General features: G+C 71.1%; 11 protein-coding genes. 4 read left to right on the forward strand and 7 right to left on the reverse strand.

The features are described from left to right. Window positions 1-103: 103 nt before the first annotated feature. The 3 genes from RNB18_RS34270 (at window position 104) to RNB18_RS34280 (ending at window position 4950) form a co-directional block, all read left to right on the forward strand. The gene (locus tag RNB18_RS34270; RefSeq protein WP_311717979.1) at window positions 104-961 is read left to right on the forward strand and encodes a hypothetical protein; all 858 of its coding nucleotides are present in this window, start codon (window positions 104-106) and stop codon (window positions 959-961) included. A 78-nt stretch (window positions 962-1039) separates the two neighbouring features. Further along, window positions 1040-3097 carry a pectinesterase family protein gene (locus RNB18_RS34275; RefSeq protein WP_311717980.1) on the forward strand — a complete coding sequence of 686 codons (2058 nt, stop codon included), beginning with the start codon at window positions 1040-1042 and terminating at the stop codon, window positions 3095-3097. An 89-nt stretch (window positions 3098-3186) separates the two neighbouring features. Continuing rightward, window positions 3187-4950, forward strand: coding sequence for an immunity 49 family protein (locus RNB18_RS34280; RefSeq protein WP_311717981.1), 1764 nt, complete (start codon window positions 3187-3189; stop codon window positions 4948-4950). 17 nt (window positions 4951-4967) lie between these two features. Here the strand turns inward: RNB18_RS34280 and RNB18_RS34285 are convergent, their stop codons facing one another. The 3 genes from RNB18_RS34285 to RNB18_RS34295 form a co-directional block, all read right to left on the reverse strand. Beyond that, window positions 4968-6752, reverse strand: coding sequence for an ABC transporter ATP-binding protein (locus RNB18_RS34285; RefSeq protein WP_311717982.1), 1785 nt, complete (start codon window positions 6750-6752; stop codon window positions 4968-4970). A gap of 413 nt (window positions 6753-7165) precedes the next feature. Beyond that, window positions 7166-8305 (reverse strand): LmeA family phospholipid-binding protein, encoded by a 1140-nt coding sequence (locus RNB18_RS34290; RefSeq protein WP_311717983.1) that lies wholly within the window; start codon window positions 8303-8305, stop codon window positions 7166-7168. 70 nt (window positions 8306-8375) lie between these two features. After that, window positions 8376-10190 carry a bifunctional metallophosphatase/5'-nucleotidase gene (locus RNB18_RS34295; protein ID WP_311717984.1) on the reverse strand — a complete coding sequence of 605 codons (1815 nt, stop codon included), beginning with the start codon at window positions 10188-10190 and terminating at the stop codon, window positions 8376-8378. A gap of 174 nt (window positions 10191-10364) precedes the next feature. On the opposite strand from RNB18_RS34295, the gene mshD reads away from it, so the two are divergent. After that, on the forward strand, window positions 10365-11291 hold the full coding sequence (gene mshD, locus RNB18_RS34300; protein WP_311717985.1) for a mycothiol synthase: 927 nt from the start codon (window positions 10365-10367) through the stop codon (window positions 11289-11291). A gap of 48 nt (window positions 11292-11339) precedes the next feature. On the opposite strand, the gene RNB18_RS34305 is transcribed toward mshD, so the two are convergent. Genes RNB18_RS34305 through RNB18_RS34320 form a run of 4 tightly spaced genes read right to left on the reverse strand, consistent with a single transcriptional unit; the run spans window position 11340 to window position 15235 of the window. Continuing rightward, window positions 11340-12020, reverse strand: a complete 681-nt coding sequence (locus RNB18_RS34305; protein WP_394817716.1) for an ABC transporter — start codon at window positions 12018-12020, stop codon at window positions 11340-11342. Further along, entirely contained in the window at window positions 12007-13551 is a 1545-nt protein-coding gene (locus tag RNB18_RS34310; protein WP_311717987.1) for an ABC transporter permease, read from the reverse strand. Before RNB18_RS34310 ends, RNB18_RS34305 begins: the two co-directional genes overlap by 14 nt. Continuing rightward, entirely contained in the window at window positions 13548-14411 is an 864-nt protein-coding gene (locus tag RNB18_RS34315) for an ABC transporter ATP-binding protein (protein WP_311717988.1), read from the reverse strand. Before RNB18_RS34315 ends, RNB18_RS34310 begins: the two co-directional genes overlap by 4 nt. Continuing rightward, complete coding sequence (locus RNB18_RS34320) at window positions 14408-15235, reverse strand: cupin domain-containing protein (RefSeq protein ID WP_311717989.1); 828 nt, start codon at window positions 15233-15235, stop codon at window positions 14408-14410. Before RNB18_RS34320 ends, RNB18_RS34315 begins: the two co-directional genes overlap by 4 nt. Window positions 15236-15256: the final 21 nt, after the last annotated feature.

The raw sequence follows: 15256 nt of genomic DNA on the forward strand, positions 1-15256 counted from the left end.
CACGCGTTCTCGACCCTACTCACGGGTTCTCTGCCAGCTTCCTGAGTTGTCGAACAGGTGCCCCACGCATCTGTCCCCAGCACTCAGGAGTGAAGAACCCCCCATGCGTTTGTTTCGTACATCGACTCTGAAGAAGAGCGCCCTCGCCGCCGCGTCCGCGGCCCTCGCCGTCACCGGGCTGCTGGCCGGTTCGGGGACCGCTCAGGCGGCCGGTCCCGGCGGGGCCCAGAACGTCCGGGGCGTGGACCCCGGGAACACCGACGTCATGCTGGACCGGCTGTGCGGCCAGGAGACCAGCCTGACCGGGGTCTACGGCGCGCTCAACGTCGACACCGGCGAGTTCAAGACGCAGGACGAGTACCTGCGGGACGTGTTCGGGCTGTGGGTGCCCGCCGGGCCGTGGGAGCTGTTCCGCGGCTGGTGCGGGTACGCGCAGTCCTCGACCTGGTCCGTGAAGGGGGAGCCCGTCCGCACCTCCGAGTGGACCGGCAACCACGGCACGACCGAGGACAAGGTGACCTTCGTCAGCGGCTACAGCACCAAGACGTTCGCCAAGAAGAGCGTCGGCGCCAGCATCAGCCTCTCCCTGGCCAAGAGCATCTTCTCCGGCACCGTGGGCGGCACCGCCGGCTACGAGTGGGGCTGGGAGAAGACCTCGTCCTTCGAGCGGCGCAGCGAGAAGTCCATACCGCCGTGCACCCAGGTGGCGACCACCTGGACGCCGTACCAGCGGGTGGTCCGCGTGAACCCGGTGTTCTACGTCGAGGACTACCAGTGGAACAAGGGCGACGGCGAGGTCACCACGCACACCTGGCGTGGCCGGGACGCGAATTGGAAGACGATCTACTCGTACGGCTACTACATCGACGGCATCTCCGACAAGCTCCTGCCCAACGGCCAGCCCGACGGCCGTGAGGACAAGTGGCAGGAGAACCTCGACCCGAAGTCCTGCGCCCAGTAGGCGCATTCGAGCGGCAACCTTCCGTGCGGGGGCGGCGACTGCACTGCGGTCCATCCCCCGCATGGAACGGAACCGCAGATGAGTGAGACACGCAGCAAGGCCCGCCACCGCAGAAGGAAGACGGCCCTGGCGGTCGGTCTCCCGCTGGCGCTGAGCGCCGCCGGAGTCATCGGCTACGGCGCCCTGCCCGGCGCCCAGACCCAAGCGTCCGCCGCCACCACCGCCGCTCCCGCCTGGGCCACCGCCACCGCGGACGGCTTCGCTTCCGTCAACGCGCTCGGCCAGAACGGCACTTACGGCGGCCGGGACGGCCAGATCGTCACCGTGAAGACGCTCGCCGACCTGGAGAAGTACGCGACGGCGAGCGAGCCGTACGTCATCGTCGTCGCCGCGACCATCACCATGGATCCGGTCGGGAAAGAGATCAAGGTCCAGAGCAACAAGACCATCGTCGGGTCCGGGACCTCCGGGCAGATCGTCGGCGGCGGCTTCTTCCTCGGCTCCGGCGTGCACAACGTGATCATCCGCAACCTCACCATCCGGGACGCCTACCAGGGTGTGTGGAACGACAAGGAACACGACTTCGACGCCATCCAGATGGACGGCGCCCACCACGTGTGGATCGACCACAACGACCTGCGGCACATGGCCGACGGGCTCATCGACGTCCGCAAGGACAGCACCTATGTGACGGTCTCCTGGAACAAACTCAGCCAGGACAACAAGGCGTTCGGCATCGGCTGGACGGAGAACGTCGTCACCGACATCACCATCCACCACAACTGGATCCGCGAGACCGAGCAGCGGAACCCGTCCACGGACAACGCGGCCCACGCGCACCTCTACAACAACTTCCTGGAGGACGTGGCCGGGACGGACATCAACTCCTCCTACGGCAACTACTCGCGCGGCGCGACCAGGATGGTCCTGGAGAACTCCTACTTCCAGGGCTTCAAGAACCCCGTCATCAAGGACAGCACCGCGAGCATCGTCCAGAAGGGCAACACCTTCGTGGGGACGAGCGGGCGCAACGAGAGCGGGGGCACGGCCTTCGACCCGAAGACGTACTACGCCTACACGCTCGACAAGACGGCCGACGTACCGGCGCTTCTCAAGTCCGGCGTGGGACCACGCAGTTCGATCGGTACGACGGCGACCGCCTCGACGAAGGCCGCCGCCGCGACCACGCTCACCGTCGCCAAGGACGGCAGCGGGCAGTACTCGACCGTGCAGGCCGCGGTGAACGCCGTACCGGCGAACAACCCCTCCCGCGTGGTGATCTCGGTGAAGCCGGGGACCTACCGCGAGCTGGTCAAGGTGCCGTCCAACAAGCCGCACGTCACCATCCAGGGGTCGGGCGGCAGCCGTAACGACACGGTGATCGTCTACAACAACGCGTCCGGCACGCCCAAGCCCGACGGCTCGGGCACCTACGGCACCGGCGGCAGCGCCACCGTCGCCGTCGAGGCCGACGACTTCCAGGCCCGCAACCTGACGATCTCCAACGACTTCGACGAGGCCAGTCACCAGGACATCGCGGGCCAGGCGGTCGCCCTGCGCACCGCCGCCGACAAGGTGTTCCTGGACGGGGTCATCGTCAGCGGCGACCAGGACACGCTCCTCGTGGACACCGCGGCCAAGGAGAAGCTGGGCCGGGTCTACATGACCAACTCCTACGTCATCGGCAACGTCGACTTCATCTTCGGGCGGGCCACCGCGGTGATCGACAAGTCCGTCATCACCCTGAAGAAGCGCTGGAACGGCACCTCGGCCGGTTACGTCACCGCGCCCAGCACCGCCGCGGGCCGCAAGGGCATCCTCATCGCCAACTCGACCGTGAACGGGGACGTCTCCTCCGCGAGCTTCTACCTGGGCCGCCCCTGGCACGCCGGCGGTGACGCGAGCCTCGACCCGCAGACCACGGTCCGGAACACGTCGTTGAGCGCCGCGATCAAGTCCACGCCGTGGACCGACATGAGCGGCTTCTCCTGGAAGGACGACCGGTTCGCGGAGTACAAGAACACCGGCGCGGGCTCGGGTGCGGCGAGCAGCAACCGGCCGCAGCTGACCGACGCGCAGGCCGCCGGCCAGGAGGTCGCGGACTGGCTGGGCGACTGGACGCCGAGCAGCTCCTGACCTGGCGTTTCACCGCTTTCCGCTCCAGTGTCAGACCCTCGATCTAGGCTGGTTTCCGTAGATCGAGATGTCGGACGGGGGAGCGGAAAGTGGTACGTATCGAAAGGCATCGGGTCGGCGAGGCGGCCGTTACGGCGGTGCGGAAGGACTTCGCGAACAGGATCGGTTCGCAGGTCCACTCCATGTCCAAGGCCGGCCCGGTGACGGCATGGGAGTGGTGGCTGATCGCCCAGGAGTTCGTCGAGTATCTCGGCGCGCTCTCGGTGGAGGCCCCCGATCTGCACTCCCCCGAGGCGAAGGCGGTCCTGGAGGACGCCGCCGAGGCGGCGGCCGGCGCGGTGGCGTACGCGGCGTACTTCCCCCGCGACCACTTCGAGGTCTTCCTCACCTACCCGAACTGGGGCCTGGTCTACGACCGCGAGCCCGGCGGCACCCCGGAGCCGGTCACGGCCGCCAAGTGGCTGGACGCCTTCTGCCTGGCGGTCCTCGCCGAGAAGACCCAATGGCACGGCGAGGCCTTCCACTTCGCGCGCGAGGCCCCCCAGCGGGACCGCTCCGGCCATCCCGACGCCGAACTGATCAACGGCTTCATGGCGTACGTCATCGGCGACACCGGCGACGACGACGTCACCGGACCGCCCTCCCGCGAGCAGAAGCTCACCGCGCTCGACGCGGCGCTCGACCGGGTCCGGGCCCGGGAGGCGGAGACCGGCGAGCACCTCGCCGACCAGCCGTACGGCATCGGGCTGCGGGCGCTGCGCGCGCTGACCGCGGGTGACCGGGAGGGGTTCGACGAGGCGGTCGTACGACTGCTGCGGCCGCTGACCGGCACTTCCGGGCCCGGAGCGCGTCCGGGCAGTCTTCTCCCTCTCCTGCCGATCGCCCTGACGGCACTGGCGTACCGCGAGGAGGGCTGGCCGCCGGCCGTCGACAGCGACTATCTGCCCGACGCGCTGGTCACCGGTTTCAAGGCCACTCCGCCGCGGGTGGGGCCCTACGGCCGGGACCGCCGCCCGGACGCGGTGGCCGAACTCGCCGCGGGGGTGGTGGAGTTCGGGCGCGCCCTGGAGCCGCGTCCCCTGGACCCGGACAGCGAGGAGCAGTTCGAGCGGTACACCCGGGACGCCATCACCCCGATGCCCGGCAAGTCGCTCACCACCTTCGGTCTGGCCTACGCCGTCACCTACCAGGAGCTCCTCTTCCGGACCCGTGCCTCGCACTCGCCCGACGCGAGCGACGCCCAGCTGGAGAACCTGCGGCTGGCCGCGGAGCTGGGGGCCGCGTTGTTCCGTACGACGCTGGCGGAGCCCGGTACCGACGTGCCGGTGACGATCGACGGCAGGACCGTGACCTACCCCGCCTGCCGGGATGAGGACGCCGGGCCGGGGGCCTGGCACCGGGCGGTGCACCTCGCGCTGGTCACGGGCCGGCGGGAGCATCTGGCGCCGCTGGTCCTTGCGGGGCCGGAGCGCGTCGGCCCCGACCGTTCGGTGCCGGCCTCCTACCGGCGGGCCCTGCACGCCTATCTGCGCGGTGAGGACCCCGGGCCCGCCACGGACGTGGCCCTGCGGGACGCCGGGAAGGCCCGCGACCAGGGTGACCTGCCGCCGCCCGCGGTGCTCTTCTCCCAGCTCGTCGAGGGCGACGAGGAGAGCTTCAACCTGGCCCTCCTGGACGCTCTCACGGCCCACCGCGACCACTACGCCGTCGCCGACCGCCCCACCGACCCCGCCGCCGCGCTGAGCCTCGACATCCTGGCCCTCGTCTGCCACGCCCGGCGGCGGGGCTGGGAGATCGGAGTGCGGTCGCCATATCTGCCGGCCCGGATCGTGGGGGCGGCAAAGCCGTTCTGATGTGTACGGCCTGCGCGTCAGCGCCTGAGGGTCACCGTGTCGTCCGGGAGCTTCCTGAGGATCATCGTGTCCTCCGGGAGCGGGCCCAGCAGGCGGGCGTAGGAGCCTCGGCGGGCCACCAGTTCGGCGTGTGTGCCGGTCTCGACCAGGCGTCCGCCGTCCACCACCAGGATCCGGTCCGCGTCGGGGGCCAGGCTCAGATCGTGGGTGATCATGATGGTGGTACGGCCGGAGATCAGCCGCCGCAGGGGGTGCACGACCTGGCGCGCGGCGACCGAGTCGAGGCCGGCGGTGGGCTCGTCGAGGATCAGGACGGGCGCGGCCCGGAGCATCGCGCGGGCGATGGTGATCCGCTTGAGCTGGCCGCCGGACAGTGCCGCCGTGCCGGGGGCGATCTCGGTGTCGTAGCCCTCGGGGAGCGAGGAGATGAAGTCGTGGGCCGCCGCCGACCGGGCCGCCTGCTCGATCTCCTCGTCGCTGGCGCCCGGCCGGCCCGTCCCGATGTTCTCCCGGATCGTTCCGTTGAGGATCAGGGTCTCCTGCGGGAGCAGTGCGACCTGCTCCCGCAGGAACTCCAGGCCCATGTGGGTGAGGGGGACGCCGTCCAGGGTGATCACGCCCGCGGAGGGGTCGTAGAAACGGGTGAGGAGCTTGGCCAGGGTGGACTTGCCGGCGCCGCTCGGTCCCGTGATGATCACCAGTTCGCCGGGCGCGGCCGCAAAGGACACGTCGGTGAGGGAGTCGCGGCGGGCGGTGGGGTAGCGGAAGTGCACACCGTGGAAGCCGACCCAGCCGCGGACCGGCCAGACGGGGACGGGTTCGGCCGGGTCGGCGACCGACGGTTTCGCGTCCAGGATCTCGTTCAGGCGCTGGGCGCCCGCGGTGGCGGCGGTGAGGGTCAGACCCAACTGGCCGAGGTTGCGGACCGGCGGGTACAGGTAGCCGATGAAGGCGGCGAAGGCGAGGAGCTGACCGAGGGTCATACGGTCGGCCGAGATCTCCCAGACGCCCAGACCGATCACGGCCAGCACACACAGCGTCTCGACGACCTCGACGAACTGCTCGTACATCTCGCTGAGCCGGGCCCCGCGCACGGAGGCCTTCATCCAGGCGCGGGCCTCGCGGTCGAGGCGCCGCTCCTCGTCGCGGCGACGGTTGTAGGCCTGCGTGAGGACCACGTTGCCGAGCGACTCCTCCACCACGGAGGTGATCGCGCCGTCCGCGACCCGTTCGTCCTGCGAGGCCTCCTTGATGCGGCCGGAGAAGCGGCGGGCGGCGAACAGGAACAGGGGCGTGAGGACGAAAGTGGCGAGGGCGAGGTCCCAGCGCAGGTACAGGGCGGCGACCGAATAGAAGACGGCCGAGAAGGCGGCGGCGACGGTGCCGACGACGCCGGACACGACCATCTGCTCGATGGCCTCGACGTCACCGGTGAGGCGTTCGACCAAATCGCCCTGACGGTGCTTCTGGAAGAAGTGCGGGGGCAGGTCCTGGATGTGCCGGAAGACCTTCGCGCGCAGGCGCAGCACGAATCTCTCCGCGGTCCAGGTCGCGAGCGAGTTGCCGAAGTAGCCGACGAGCGCGCCGAGCGCGGCGACACCGAGCCAGGCGCCGGCCGGGCCCCAGAAGGCGGAGAGTGAACCGGCCTTCAGGGCGGTGTCGGTGAGTTCGGCGAACAGCAGGATCGCGGCGGTCTCGGCGAGCGCGGACACCACCACGCACGCGATGATCGCCGCCAGCCATTTGCGGTCGCCGCGGGTCAGCGGCCAGAAACGGCGGAAGGCCTCGCGGACTTCCCTCATGACGACTCCCTTTCGTGTGCGGCGGTCGCGGGTGGCAAAGACGGCCGAGGCGGGGCCCCCGGCGAGACACGCTCGCTGCCGGTGGCCCCGCCTCGCGGCGCGCTCCCTCAGCCCTTGTGGGCGATGGGGCGGCGCTTCGGCGCGTGCTTCTTCGGCGCCTTCTTCTTCGGGGCCGGAACGGGCTTGGCGGTCTTCTTGACGGGGGCGATCTTGTGGAAGCTCATGTCTGCATCCCTCTGCCTATGAATGAATTTGATTTACTTCAGGAATTGCGTTTGTGTCGTTCGCTTTCGACATGGAAAACACTACGGCATTCCTGCCGCCGAAAAAGCCATTCCGCCTTAGACCTCAATAAGATTGAATGTGCGTCACCTTAGAATTGAAAGGCTGACACAGAATTTAAGGGGGGACATCTACGGACCGACCGCCAGTCCGGAGCCCTCGACGCGCACCCTGATGCCGTCCTTCGCCACGCGTACGTCCCGCAGGCGCAGTTCACCGCTCGGCGGCTCGGGCAGCCGGAAGGCGAGGGAGAGGCGGTCGGCGAGGACCGGGCGGGTCAGCTGGGAGAGGGCGTCGAGCAGCGCCGGGTCCAGGCCCAGGCGGTCCAGGAGCTCGGGGTGGGCCAGGGCCAGGTCGAGGAGGTTCAGGCGCATGGCCTGCCGTACGAACTCCGGACGGCCGGTCAGACGGGACAGCGCGGTGTCGGAGCGCTGCGCCTCCCGCACGGTGGCGTCGGGCACGCCCAGCGCACGCACCACGGACGGGACCGCCAGCACGGCACGGGCCTTGCGCGTCTCCCGGGCCAGGGCCGCCGCGGACGCACGGGTCAGATGCAGGCCCTGCGAGGCGCGCGTGCCCGGCCGGTAGGTCGCCAGCTCCCCGATGTCCAGGCGCATCCCGCCGATCCGGGTGTCGACGCCCCGCTCCCCGTCGCGCGCTACACGCACGTCGGCCCGCAGCCGCAGGTCGTGTCCGGCGACCGGAAGAGTGCCGCGCACGGCGACCCGGTCCCGGCCCGCCCCCGTGAACGTCACCTGGGACGCGCCGAGTTCACGGTTCATGTCGGCGAAGGAGAGCAGCACGTCGCCGTCGAGCCTGGGAACTCGCGCCCCGCGCACGGAGGTCGGCCCGTCGCCGTCGAGCCGTACGTTATGGGCCGTCGCCGACACCGCGGCCAGCGTGACCCGGTCGGCCGCCACGTCCGGGACGGTGACCTTGACCGAATCCAGGCGCTTGCCCACGAGTTGCGGCAGGAAGGGGAAGCCGTCGATCTCCACCTCGGGCGCCGCGGTCAGCCGCAGCCGGTCCTTGAGGGTGTCCGCGGCCCTGTGCTCGGCGTACAGGACGGCCCAGCGGTCGGCGAGGGTGAGGAAGGCGGCCAGCACCAGCAGCGAGGCCACCGTCTTCAGCGCGAACGGCAGGCCTGAGAAGAAGTGGCCCCGTCGACGCCTCCGCCCGGTGCGGCGGTGGGTGGTCGGCGGGGCCGGGGTTTCGTCGTACGGGACGTCATACGGGTGGGGATGTGTGGGTATGGGGTGGGGGGAACGCATCGATCCATCCGATCATGCGAACGCCCCCCACCCGCAACCCACTCCGGGCCGGTGCGACTCAGCTCACGATCTACTGAGCGACCGTGATCCGGTTCGCGGCCGGCGGTGCGATCGGGCTGCTCGCCGACGAGTTGGCCGTCAGGTACTCCACGAGAGCGGCGAGGTCGTCGCCGCCGACGAGGTCGTTCGTGCCCTGGCCCAGCGTGGTGAAGCCGTCGCCGCCGCCCGCGAGGAAGCTGTTGGTCGCGACGCGGTAGGTGGCCGTCGGGTCGACGGCCGTGCCGTTCAGCTTCACGGAGCCGAGGACGATCCGGTCCGCGCCGGTCTTCGTCAGGTCGAGCGTGTAGGTGAAGCCGGTGGACGGCAGCAGAATCTTCGGCGAGGCCGCGTTCGACCCGCTCACCTGCTCCTGGAGCACCTTGATCAGCTGGGCCCCGGTGAAGTCCTGGAGGTTCACGGTGTTGGAGAAGGGCTGCACGGTGAAGCCCTCGGCGTACGTCACCACGCCGTCGCCCTCGGTCCCCTTGGCCGCGTAGGTCAGGCCCGCCCGGACACCGCCCGGGTTCATCAGCGCGAGGTCGGTTTCGGGGTCGAGCCCCTTGCCGTAAGCGAGTTGCGCGTCGGCGATCAGGTCACCCATCGGCGACTCGGTGCCGGTGTTCGGGACGTCGGCGGAGATGTAGCCGACCGCGCGGTTGCCGATGGGCGCCGCGAGGGTGTTCCACTTGCTGATCAGCTGGGTCATGTCGGGCGCCTTGGCGACGGTCCGGGTGACCACGTGGTTCGCCGACTTCACGGCCGTACGGGCGATGTCGCCGGTGAACCGGTCGTACGTCAGCGTCGTGTCCGTGTAGAGGCGGCCGAAAGAGGCGGCCGAGGTGACCATGCGGGGCTTGCCCGACGGGTCGGGGATCGTGCAGACGTACGCGGCGTGGGTGTGGCCGGTGACCAGGGCGTCCACGGACGGCGAGATGTTCTTGGCGATGTCGACGATCGGGCCTGAGATGCCGTCACCGGCGCCCGGGGAGTCGCAGTTGTAGTTGTACGAGCCCGAAGCCGGCAGCCCGCCCTCGTGGATGAGGGCCACGATCGACTTGACGCCCTGCTTCTGCAGCACCTTGGCGTACTTGTTGATCGTCTCGACCTCGTCCTTGAACTTCAGGCCCTTGACGCCCTCGGCGGAGACGACACCCGGGGTGTCCTCCAGGGTGACACCGATGAAGCCGACCTTGACGTCCTTCTTCTTCCACACCCAGTACGGCTTGAGGATCGGCCTGCCGGTCTTCTCGTCCAGGACGTTCGCCGCGAGGTAGGGGAAGTCGGCGCCCTCGAACTCCTCGTCGTTGTAGCAGCCGGCGGTGGGGTGACAGCCGCCGTTCTGGAGACGGGCCAGTTCCTTGGCACCCTCGTCGAACTCGTGGTTGCCGACGGACGTGACGTCCAGGTCGAGCTTGTTCAGCGCCTCGATGGTGGGCTCGTCGTGGAAGAGACCCGAGATCAGCGGAGACGCGCCGACCATGTCACCACCGGCGGCGGTGATGGAGTACCCGTTCGCCTTGCGCGCCTCGCGCAGATGGGTGGCGAGGTACTCGACACCACCGGCGTCGATCGTCTTGGTGGTCCCGTCCGCCTGGAGCTCGGTGACCCGGCCGGAGGAGCCGGACGGCGGCTCCAGGTTGCCGTGCAGGTCGTTGAAGGACAGCAGCTGGACGTCCTGGTAGCGGCTCGGCAGCGGCTTGCCGTGCTTGTTGTCGTGCGCGCCCGCGGGCAGTGCGGCGGCGAGGGCGCCGACGGTGGCGAGACCGGCGGCTGCGGCGACCAGACGGTACGTACGACGTCTGCGACGACCGACGTCCGACTGGTGCGGCTGGGATATGGCTGGCATACGCCCCCCTGAGCTTCTGCTGAATCCGGTGAACCCGGTGAATCCGGATGAGGAAGTGCCCCCGTCCCGGCGCAGCCTAGGGTCAACGCGCGTAGCGCGACAGAGGTTTCGTGGTTACATCCTGGTTGCTTCTTTGCCGCCGCTTTGCCCGGACCTCCCCTTACCCTCGTAGCCATGACCAGCGACGACATCGGACGCCCCGGCATCTCCCGCTCCATCGAGACCCTTTCGGCGCTCTCTCCGGAACAGACCGAGGCGGTCCTCGGGCTCCTCGCCGAGGCCGCGCACGACGACGGCCAGCAAGCGGTGTCCGAACAGGGCAGGTTGCAGCTGCGGGGCGGTGCCCGCGAGGGCGTGTCCCATCTGCTGCTGCAGGTCGGTGACGAACTGGTCGGCTACGCCCAGCTGGAGGACACCGACCCGGTGGAGGCCCCGGCGGCGGAGCTGGTCGTCCACCCGGCCCACCGCGGCCACGGCCACGGCCGCGCCCTGGGCTCGGCCCTGCTCGCCGCCTCCGGCAAGCGGCTCCGGGTGTGGGCGCACGGCGGCCACAGCGCCGCCCGCCATCTCGCCCAGGTCCTGGGCCTGACCCTGTTCCGTGAGCTACGGCAGATGCGGCGCCCCCTGACCGGCCTGGAACTGCCCGACCCGGTGCTCCCGGCGGACGTGACGGTCCGTGCCTTCGTCCCCGGCGAGGACGACGCCGCCTGGCTCGCGGTGAACGCCGCCGCCTTCGCCCACCACCCCGAACAGGGCTCCCTCACCCAGCGCGACCTCGACGACCGCAAGGCCCAGCCCTGGTTCGACCCCGAGGGCTTCTTCCTGGCCTTCCGCGACGGCGAACTGGTCGGCTTCCACTGGACCAAGGTGCACGCGGCCGAACAGCTCGGCGAGGTCTACGTCCTGGGCGTCCGCCCCGGCACCCAGGGCGGCGGCCTCGGCAAGGCCCTCACCACGATCGGCCTGCGCCACCTCGCCGCCCAGGGCCTGTCGACGGCGATGCTGTACGTCGACGCCGACAACAAGGCGGCGGTGTCGGTCTACGAACGGCTCGGTTTCACGACGTACGAGACCGACCTGATGTACCGCACGGAGACGTAAGGGCCTGCCGGTCGTGCCCGGCACCCGGGCGGAGTGGTGGCCGTACGGTCAGGGCACCCGGCGTGATCTGAGACCGCGCAGCGGCTCCACCGCGCAGGCCGCTCCCAGCAGGACCGCGCCCACCAGCACCACGGCCCACCGCACATGCGCCGCATCCCAGCCGGGGTCCCCCACCAGGACGAACAGGTCCCAGCGGGTCGGGAGCAGGTGGGGGGCGAGGAGGGCGAGGGTCAGCAGGCCCGCCGCCACCGAGGGGCCGGGCCGGGGTTCGTCGGTGAAGCGGACGGCGACCGCCGCGGCGGCCAGGGCGAGGGCGGCCGTCGCCGCGGCCTCCAGGGTGACCGCGCCGACCGGGGGGCGGGCAGATGCCGGCAGGAGGATCAGTGCGACCGTCCACCACAGCGCGGCGACCGGCACCACCAGCGCGACCCGCAGTCCCGTCCGGACCCAACGCCGGGTGGGGACGGGGGTGGTGAGCTCCCGGGCCGGATCGTCCAGGAGGAAGGTCAGACCCAGGGCGAAGACGAGCGCGGCCGCCCGGATGAGGGCGAGACCGAGCCACGCCTCGAGCGTCCCGGACAGCAGCCGCGGCAGACCGGCCACCAGCAGCCCCACGACCGCCCCGGCACCGACCGCCCGCCACGGCACGGTCCGTGCCACGGCCACCACCAGTGCCGAGCTCACACCTCGCGGGGTCCCCGGCCGGGCACCTCCGTCACTCCTCCGCACAGTCCTTCGCCCCCTTCGGCACCTCGGCACCCAGCACCCGCGCCACCTGGGCCGTCGAGACCCCGGACGCCGTCAGCTCGGTCCAGTGCCGCTTCACGGAAGCCGTCACCTCACCGCGCGGGCGTTCCAGCAACTCCCGCAGGACATCGGTCTGTCCGGCCGTCATGGACAGCCCGCTGGTCGGGGCGAGGACGTACGCCGACCCGGTGACACTGTCGTCGAGGCGGACGTTCGCGAGGTCGGTCATCGGGTGGGAGGCTCCGCCCAGCGCCAACCACATCGTCGTGACCACCCTCCCGTCGCACAGCTCGCCGCCCTTCGACTCGTCACCGGCGACCAGCACGGACGCGACGGCGACCGCGAACTCGGGGACCCGGTTGCCGCCCCAGCGCGTGCCGACGGTCACCTGGCCCGGCGCGGTCAGCGGATCGATCGCCCCGTCGCCGGTCAGTCCGTAACGGGCGTCGACCCGCTGCCGTACGACAAGGGGCTGCCGGGCGGCCGTACCGCCGGCCAGCGACTGGACGCGGTCCACGGCCCCCGCCCAGGTGCCCGCGCGGCCGGTCCACTCGGGGAAGGCGCAGTACGTCGAGCCTCCTCGCTTCACGCAGGTCTGGTCCCGCTGCGGGGACACCGTGGCCTGCTCGCGGGCGGCGGCCAACCCCGGTGACACGCCCCCGGACTGGCCCACCGCGCCGGCCAGCGTCAGCGCGAGCGCACCCGCCGCGCCGGCCTTCAGATACACCGTGCGCCCGCCGCTCGCCAGGACCGCGCAGACGGCCAGGAGCAGGACCAGCCCGGTCAGATACAGGGCGTGCCAGGCCGCGGGACGGCCGATGAGGTCCGACGGGAGGACCGTGTTGCCGCTGTTCTCGCCCACGATCGGGAACAGCCAGCGCGACCACTCCGCGCCGTCGGTGCCCGCGGAGATGAACACGCCGAAGACGAAGAGTCCGACCACGACGACCGGCGCCGCGAACGTGGAGGGGACCAGCCGGGCGAGCAGTACTCCGAACGCGCCGCACAGCAGCACGTACAGGGGGCCGACGGCCAGTTCGGCGAGTGAGCCGTGGCCCACCGCGCCGGACCGCAGGGCCTGCCGGGTGAACTCGCCGAGCACGACCAGCGCGGTGACGGCGGCGAAGGGCATCACCGACAGCACATGCGCGACCGTCCGCCGCCACGGTTCCATGACCAGCACGTCGAACTGCCGGTCGGTACCGCGCCTGCGGGAGCGCAGCGTGCACCGGTTGACGCACACGAACAGGGCGATCCCGAGCAGCAGGGGTCCGCTCTGGGTGTCGCGGTCGGTGTCCTGGAGGGCCGGGAAGGCGTCCATGCCCTCCTTCTCGTGGAACAGCGTCCAGGCGGTGTAGCCGACGTACAGCAGGAGCGTCGCCACGACCGGGATGTACCGCAGCAGGTCGCGTGCCTCGAAGCGGGCGAGGGCGAACACGGCCGCCCAGGAGCGCCGCGAGTCGTCTTGGGGTATGGCGGTGGACTCGGCCACCGTCTCCGTCGTCAGGCTCATGCGGCCGCCACCTGCGCGCCCGCGTCGTCCAGGGTGAGCAGGTAGCCGTCCTCCAGGGTGGGTTCGAGGAGGTCGGCGCCGGCGGGCGGATCACCGACGTTGCGGAAGGAGCCGGTGCCGGTGCGCCAGCCCGCCTTCGCGTCCGGGGCACGTTCCGTGCTGCTCCACACCCGGCCGGCGGCGCGGGCGGTCAGGTCGGCGGGGGTGCCCTCGAAGAGGATGCGGCCGCGGGCCATGACGAGGACGCGGTGGCAGAGCATCGCCACGTCCTCGGTCTGGTGGGTGGACAGGAGCACGGTCCGGCCCTCTCCGGCCTGGGCGATCAACTCCCGGAACCGCATGCGCTGTTCGGGGTCGAGGCCGACGGTCGGTTCGTCGAGGACGAGGAAGCCGGGGTCGCCGACGAGGGCGGCAGCCAGCGCGACCCGCTGCCGCATCCCGCCGGACAGCTTCTTGATGCGCTTGGCGCGTACGTCCCCGAGGTCGACCTCCTCCAGCACGCGTCGCACCTCGCGGTGGCGTGCGGTGCGGTCGGTGAGTTCCTTGAGGATCGCGACGTAGTCGACGAACTCGAAGGCGCTGAAGTCCGGGTGGAACCCCGGGGTCTGCGGCAGGTAGCCGAGCGAGCGGCGGACCTCCTGACGGCCGCGCGAGGTGCCGGGGTCGTGGCCGAGGACCGTGAAGGAGCCCCGGTCGGCGGGCACGGCGGTGGCGAGCACCCTCAACAGGGTGGTCTTTCCCGCCCCGTTGGGGCCGAGCAGCCCGGTCACGCCCGGCGTCAGACGCAGTGACACGTCGTCGAGGGCGTGGGTGCCGCCGTAGCGGAGATGGAGCCCGGAGGCGGAGACGGCGGTGGTCATTCGGCGCTCCCGTTGAAGAGGTCGAAGCGGTCACGGAGAAGGAAGAGCAGCCCGGCGGCGAGCGCGGCGACGGTCCCGGCCACGCCCTGCCCGGCCGCGGTGAAGGGCGCGAGTGGGTCGGCGGCCGTCTGCTGCGCGGCCTGCGCGGCGAGGAGTACGACGACCCAGGCACCGCCCACCAGGGACGGCGCGAGTACCGGGCCGAGCCGCGGGGTGAGCGCGAGGCCGGTCGCGGTGAGGGCGAGCGCGGGCAGCAGCCAGGCGAGGGCACGCAGGCCGTAGCCGGGCAGGGCGAGGGTGGCGAGCCCGTTGAGGCCGAGGCCCGCGACCAGCACGGCGAGCGTGCGGATCATCAGCAGCCGGAAGCCGTGGGTGGGCGCGACGACCGTCATCTCGTAGGTCGGGTCGAGCGCCGGGCCGTAGGACAGGGCCACGCCGACCAGCGGCAGCAGCGGGGCGAGGGCGAGGAACAGGGTCGGCGACTCGGTCGTGCGCACCGCGCCGACGGTCGTCAGCAGCAGGAACACGACGGCCGCCAGCCAGGAGCGCCTGAGTACCGGCGTGGCCGCGAGCAGCCGCGCGGTGTGGTCGGCGATCCCGGCCCGGGTCAGCAGCGACTCGAACCATCCCGGCCGGGGCGCGTCCAGCTCGGCGTCCAGCCGCTCCCACCCGGCGTCCAGCGCCACCGGGTCGGAGACGTCGGCGAGCAGCCCCCGGCACTCGGCGCAGGCCGCCAGGTGGGTGTCGGCGGACCAGAGCAGGGGGGCGGTCAACTCGCCCTGGGCATAAGCCCGCAGATCACCTTCGGCCACATGCCAGCTCACGCCGCCACCTCCTTCACTCGC

The organism is Streptomyces doebereineriae, from assembly GCF_031845645.1.
Lineage (GTDB): Bacteria > Actinomycetota > Actinomycetes > Streptomycetales > Streptomycetaceae > Streptomyces > Streptomyces canus.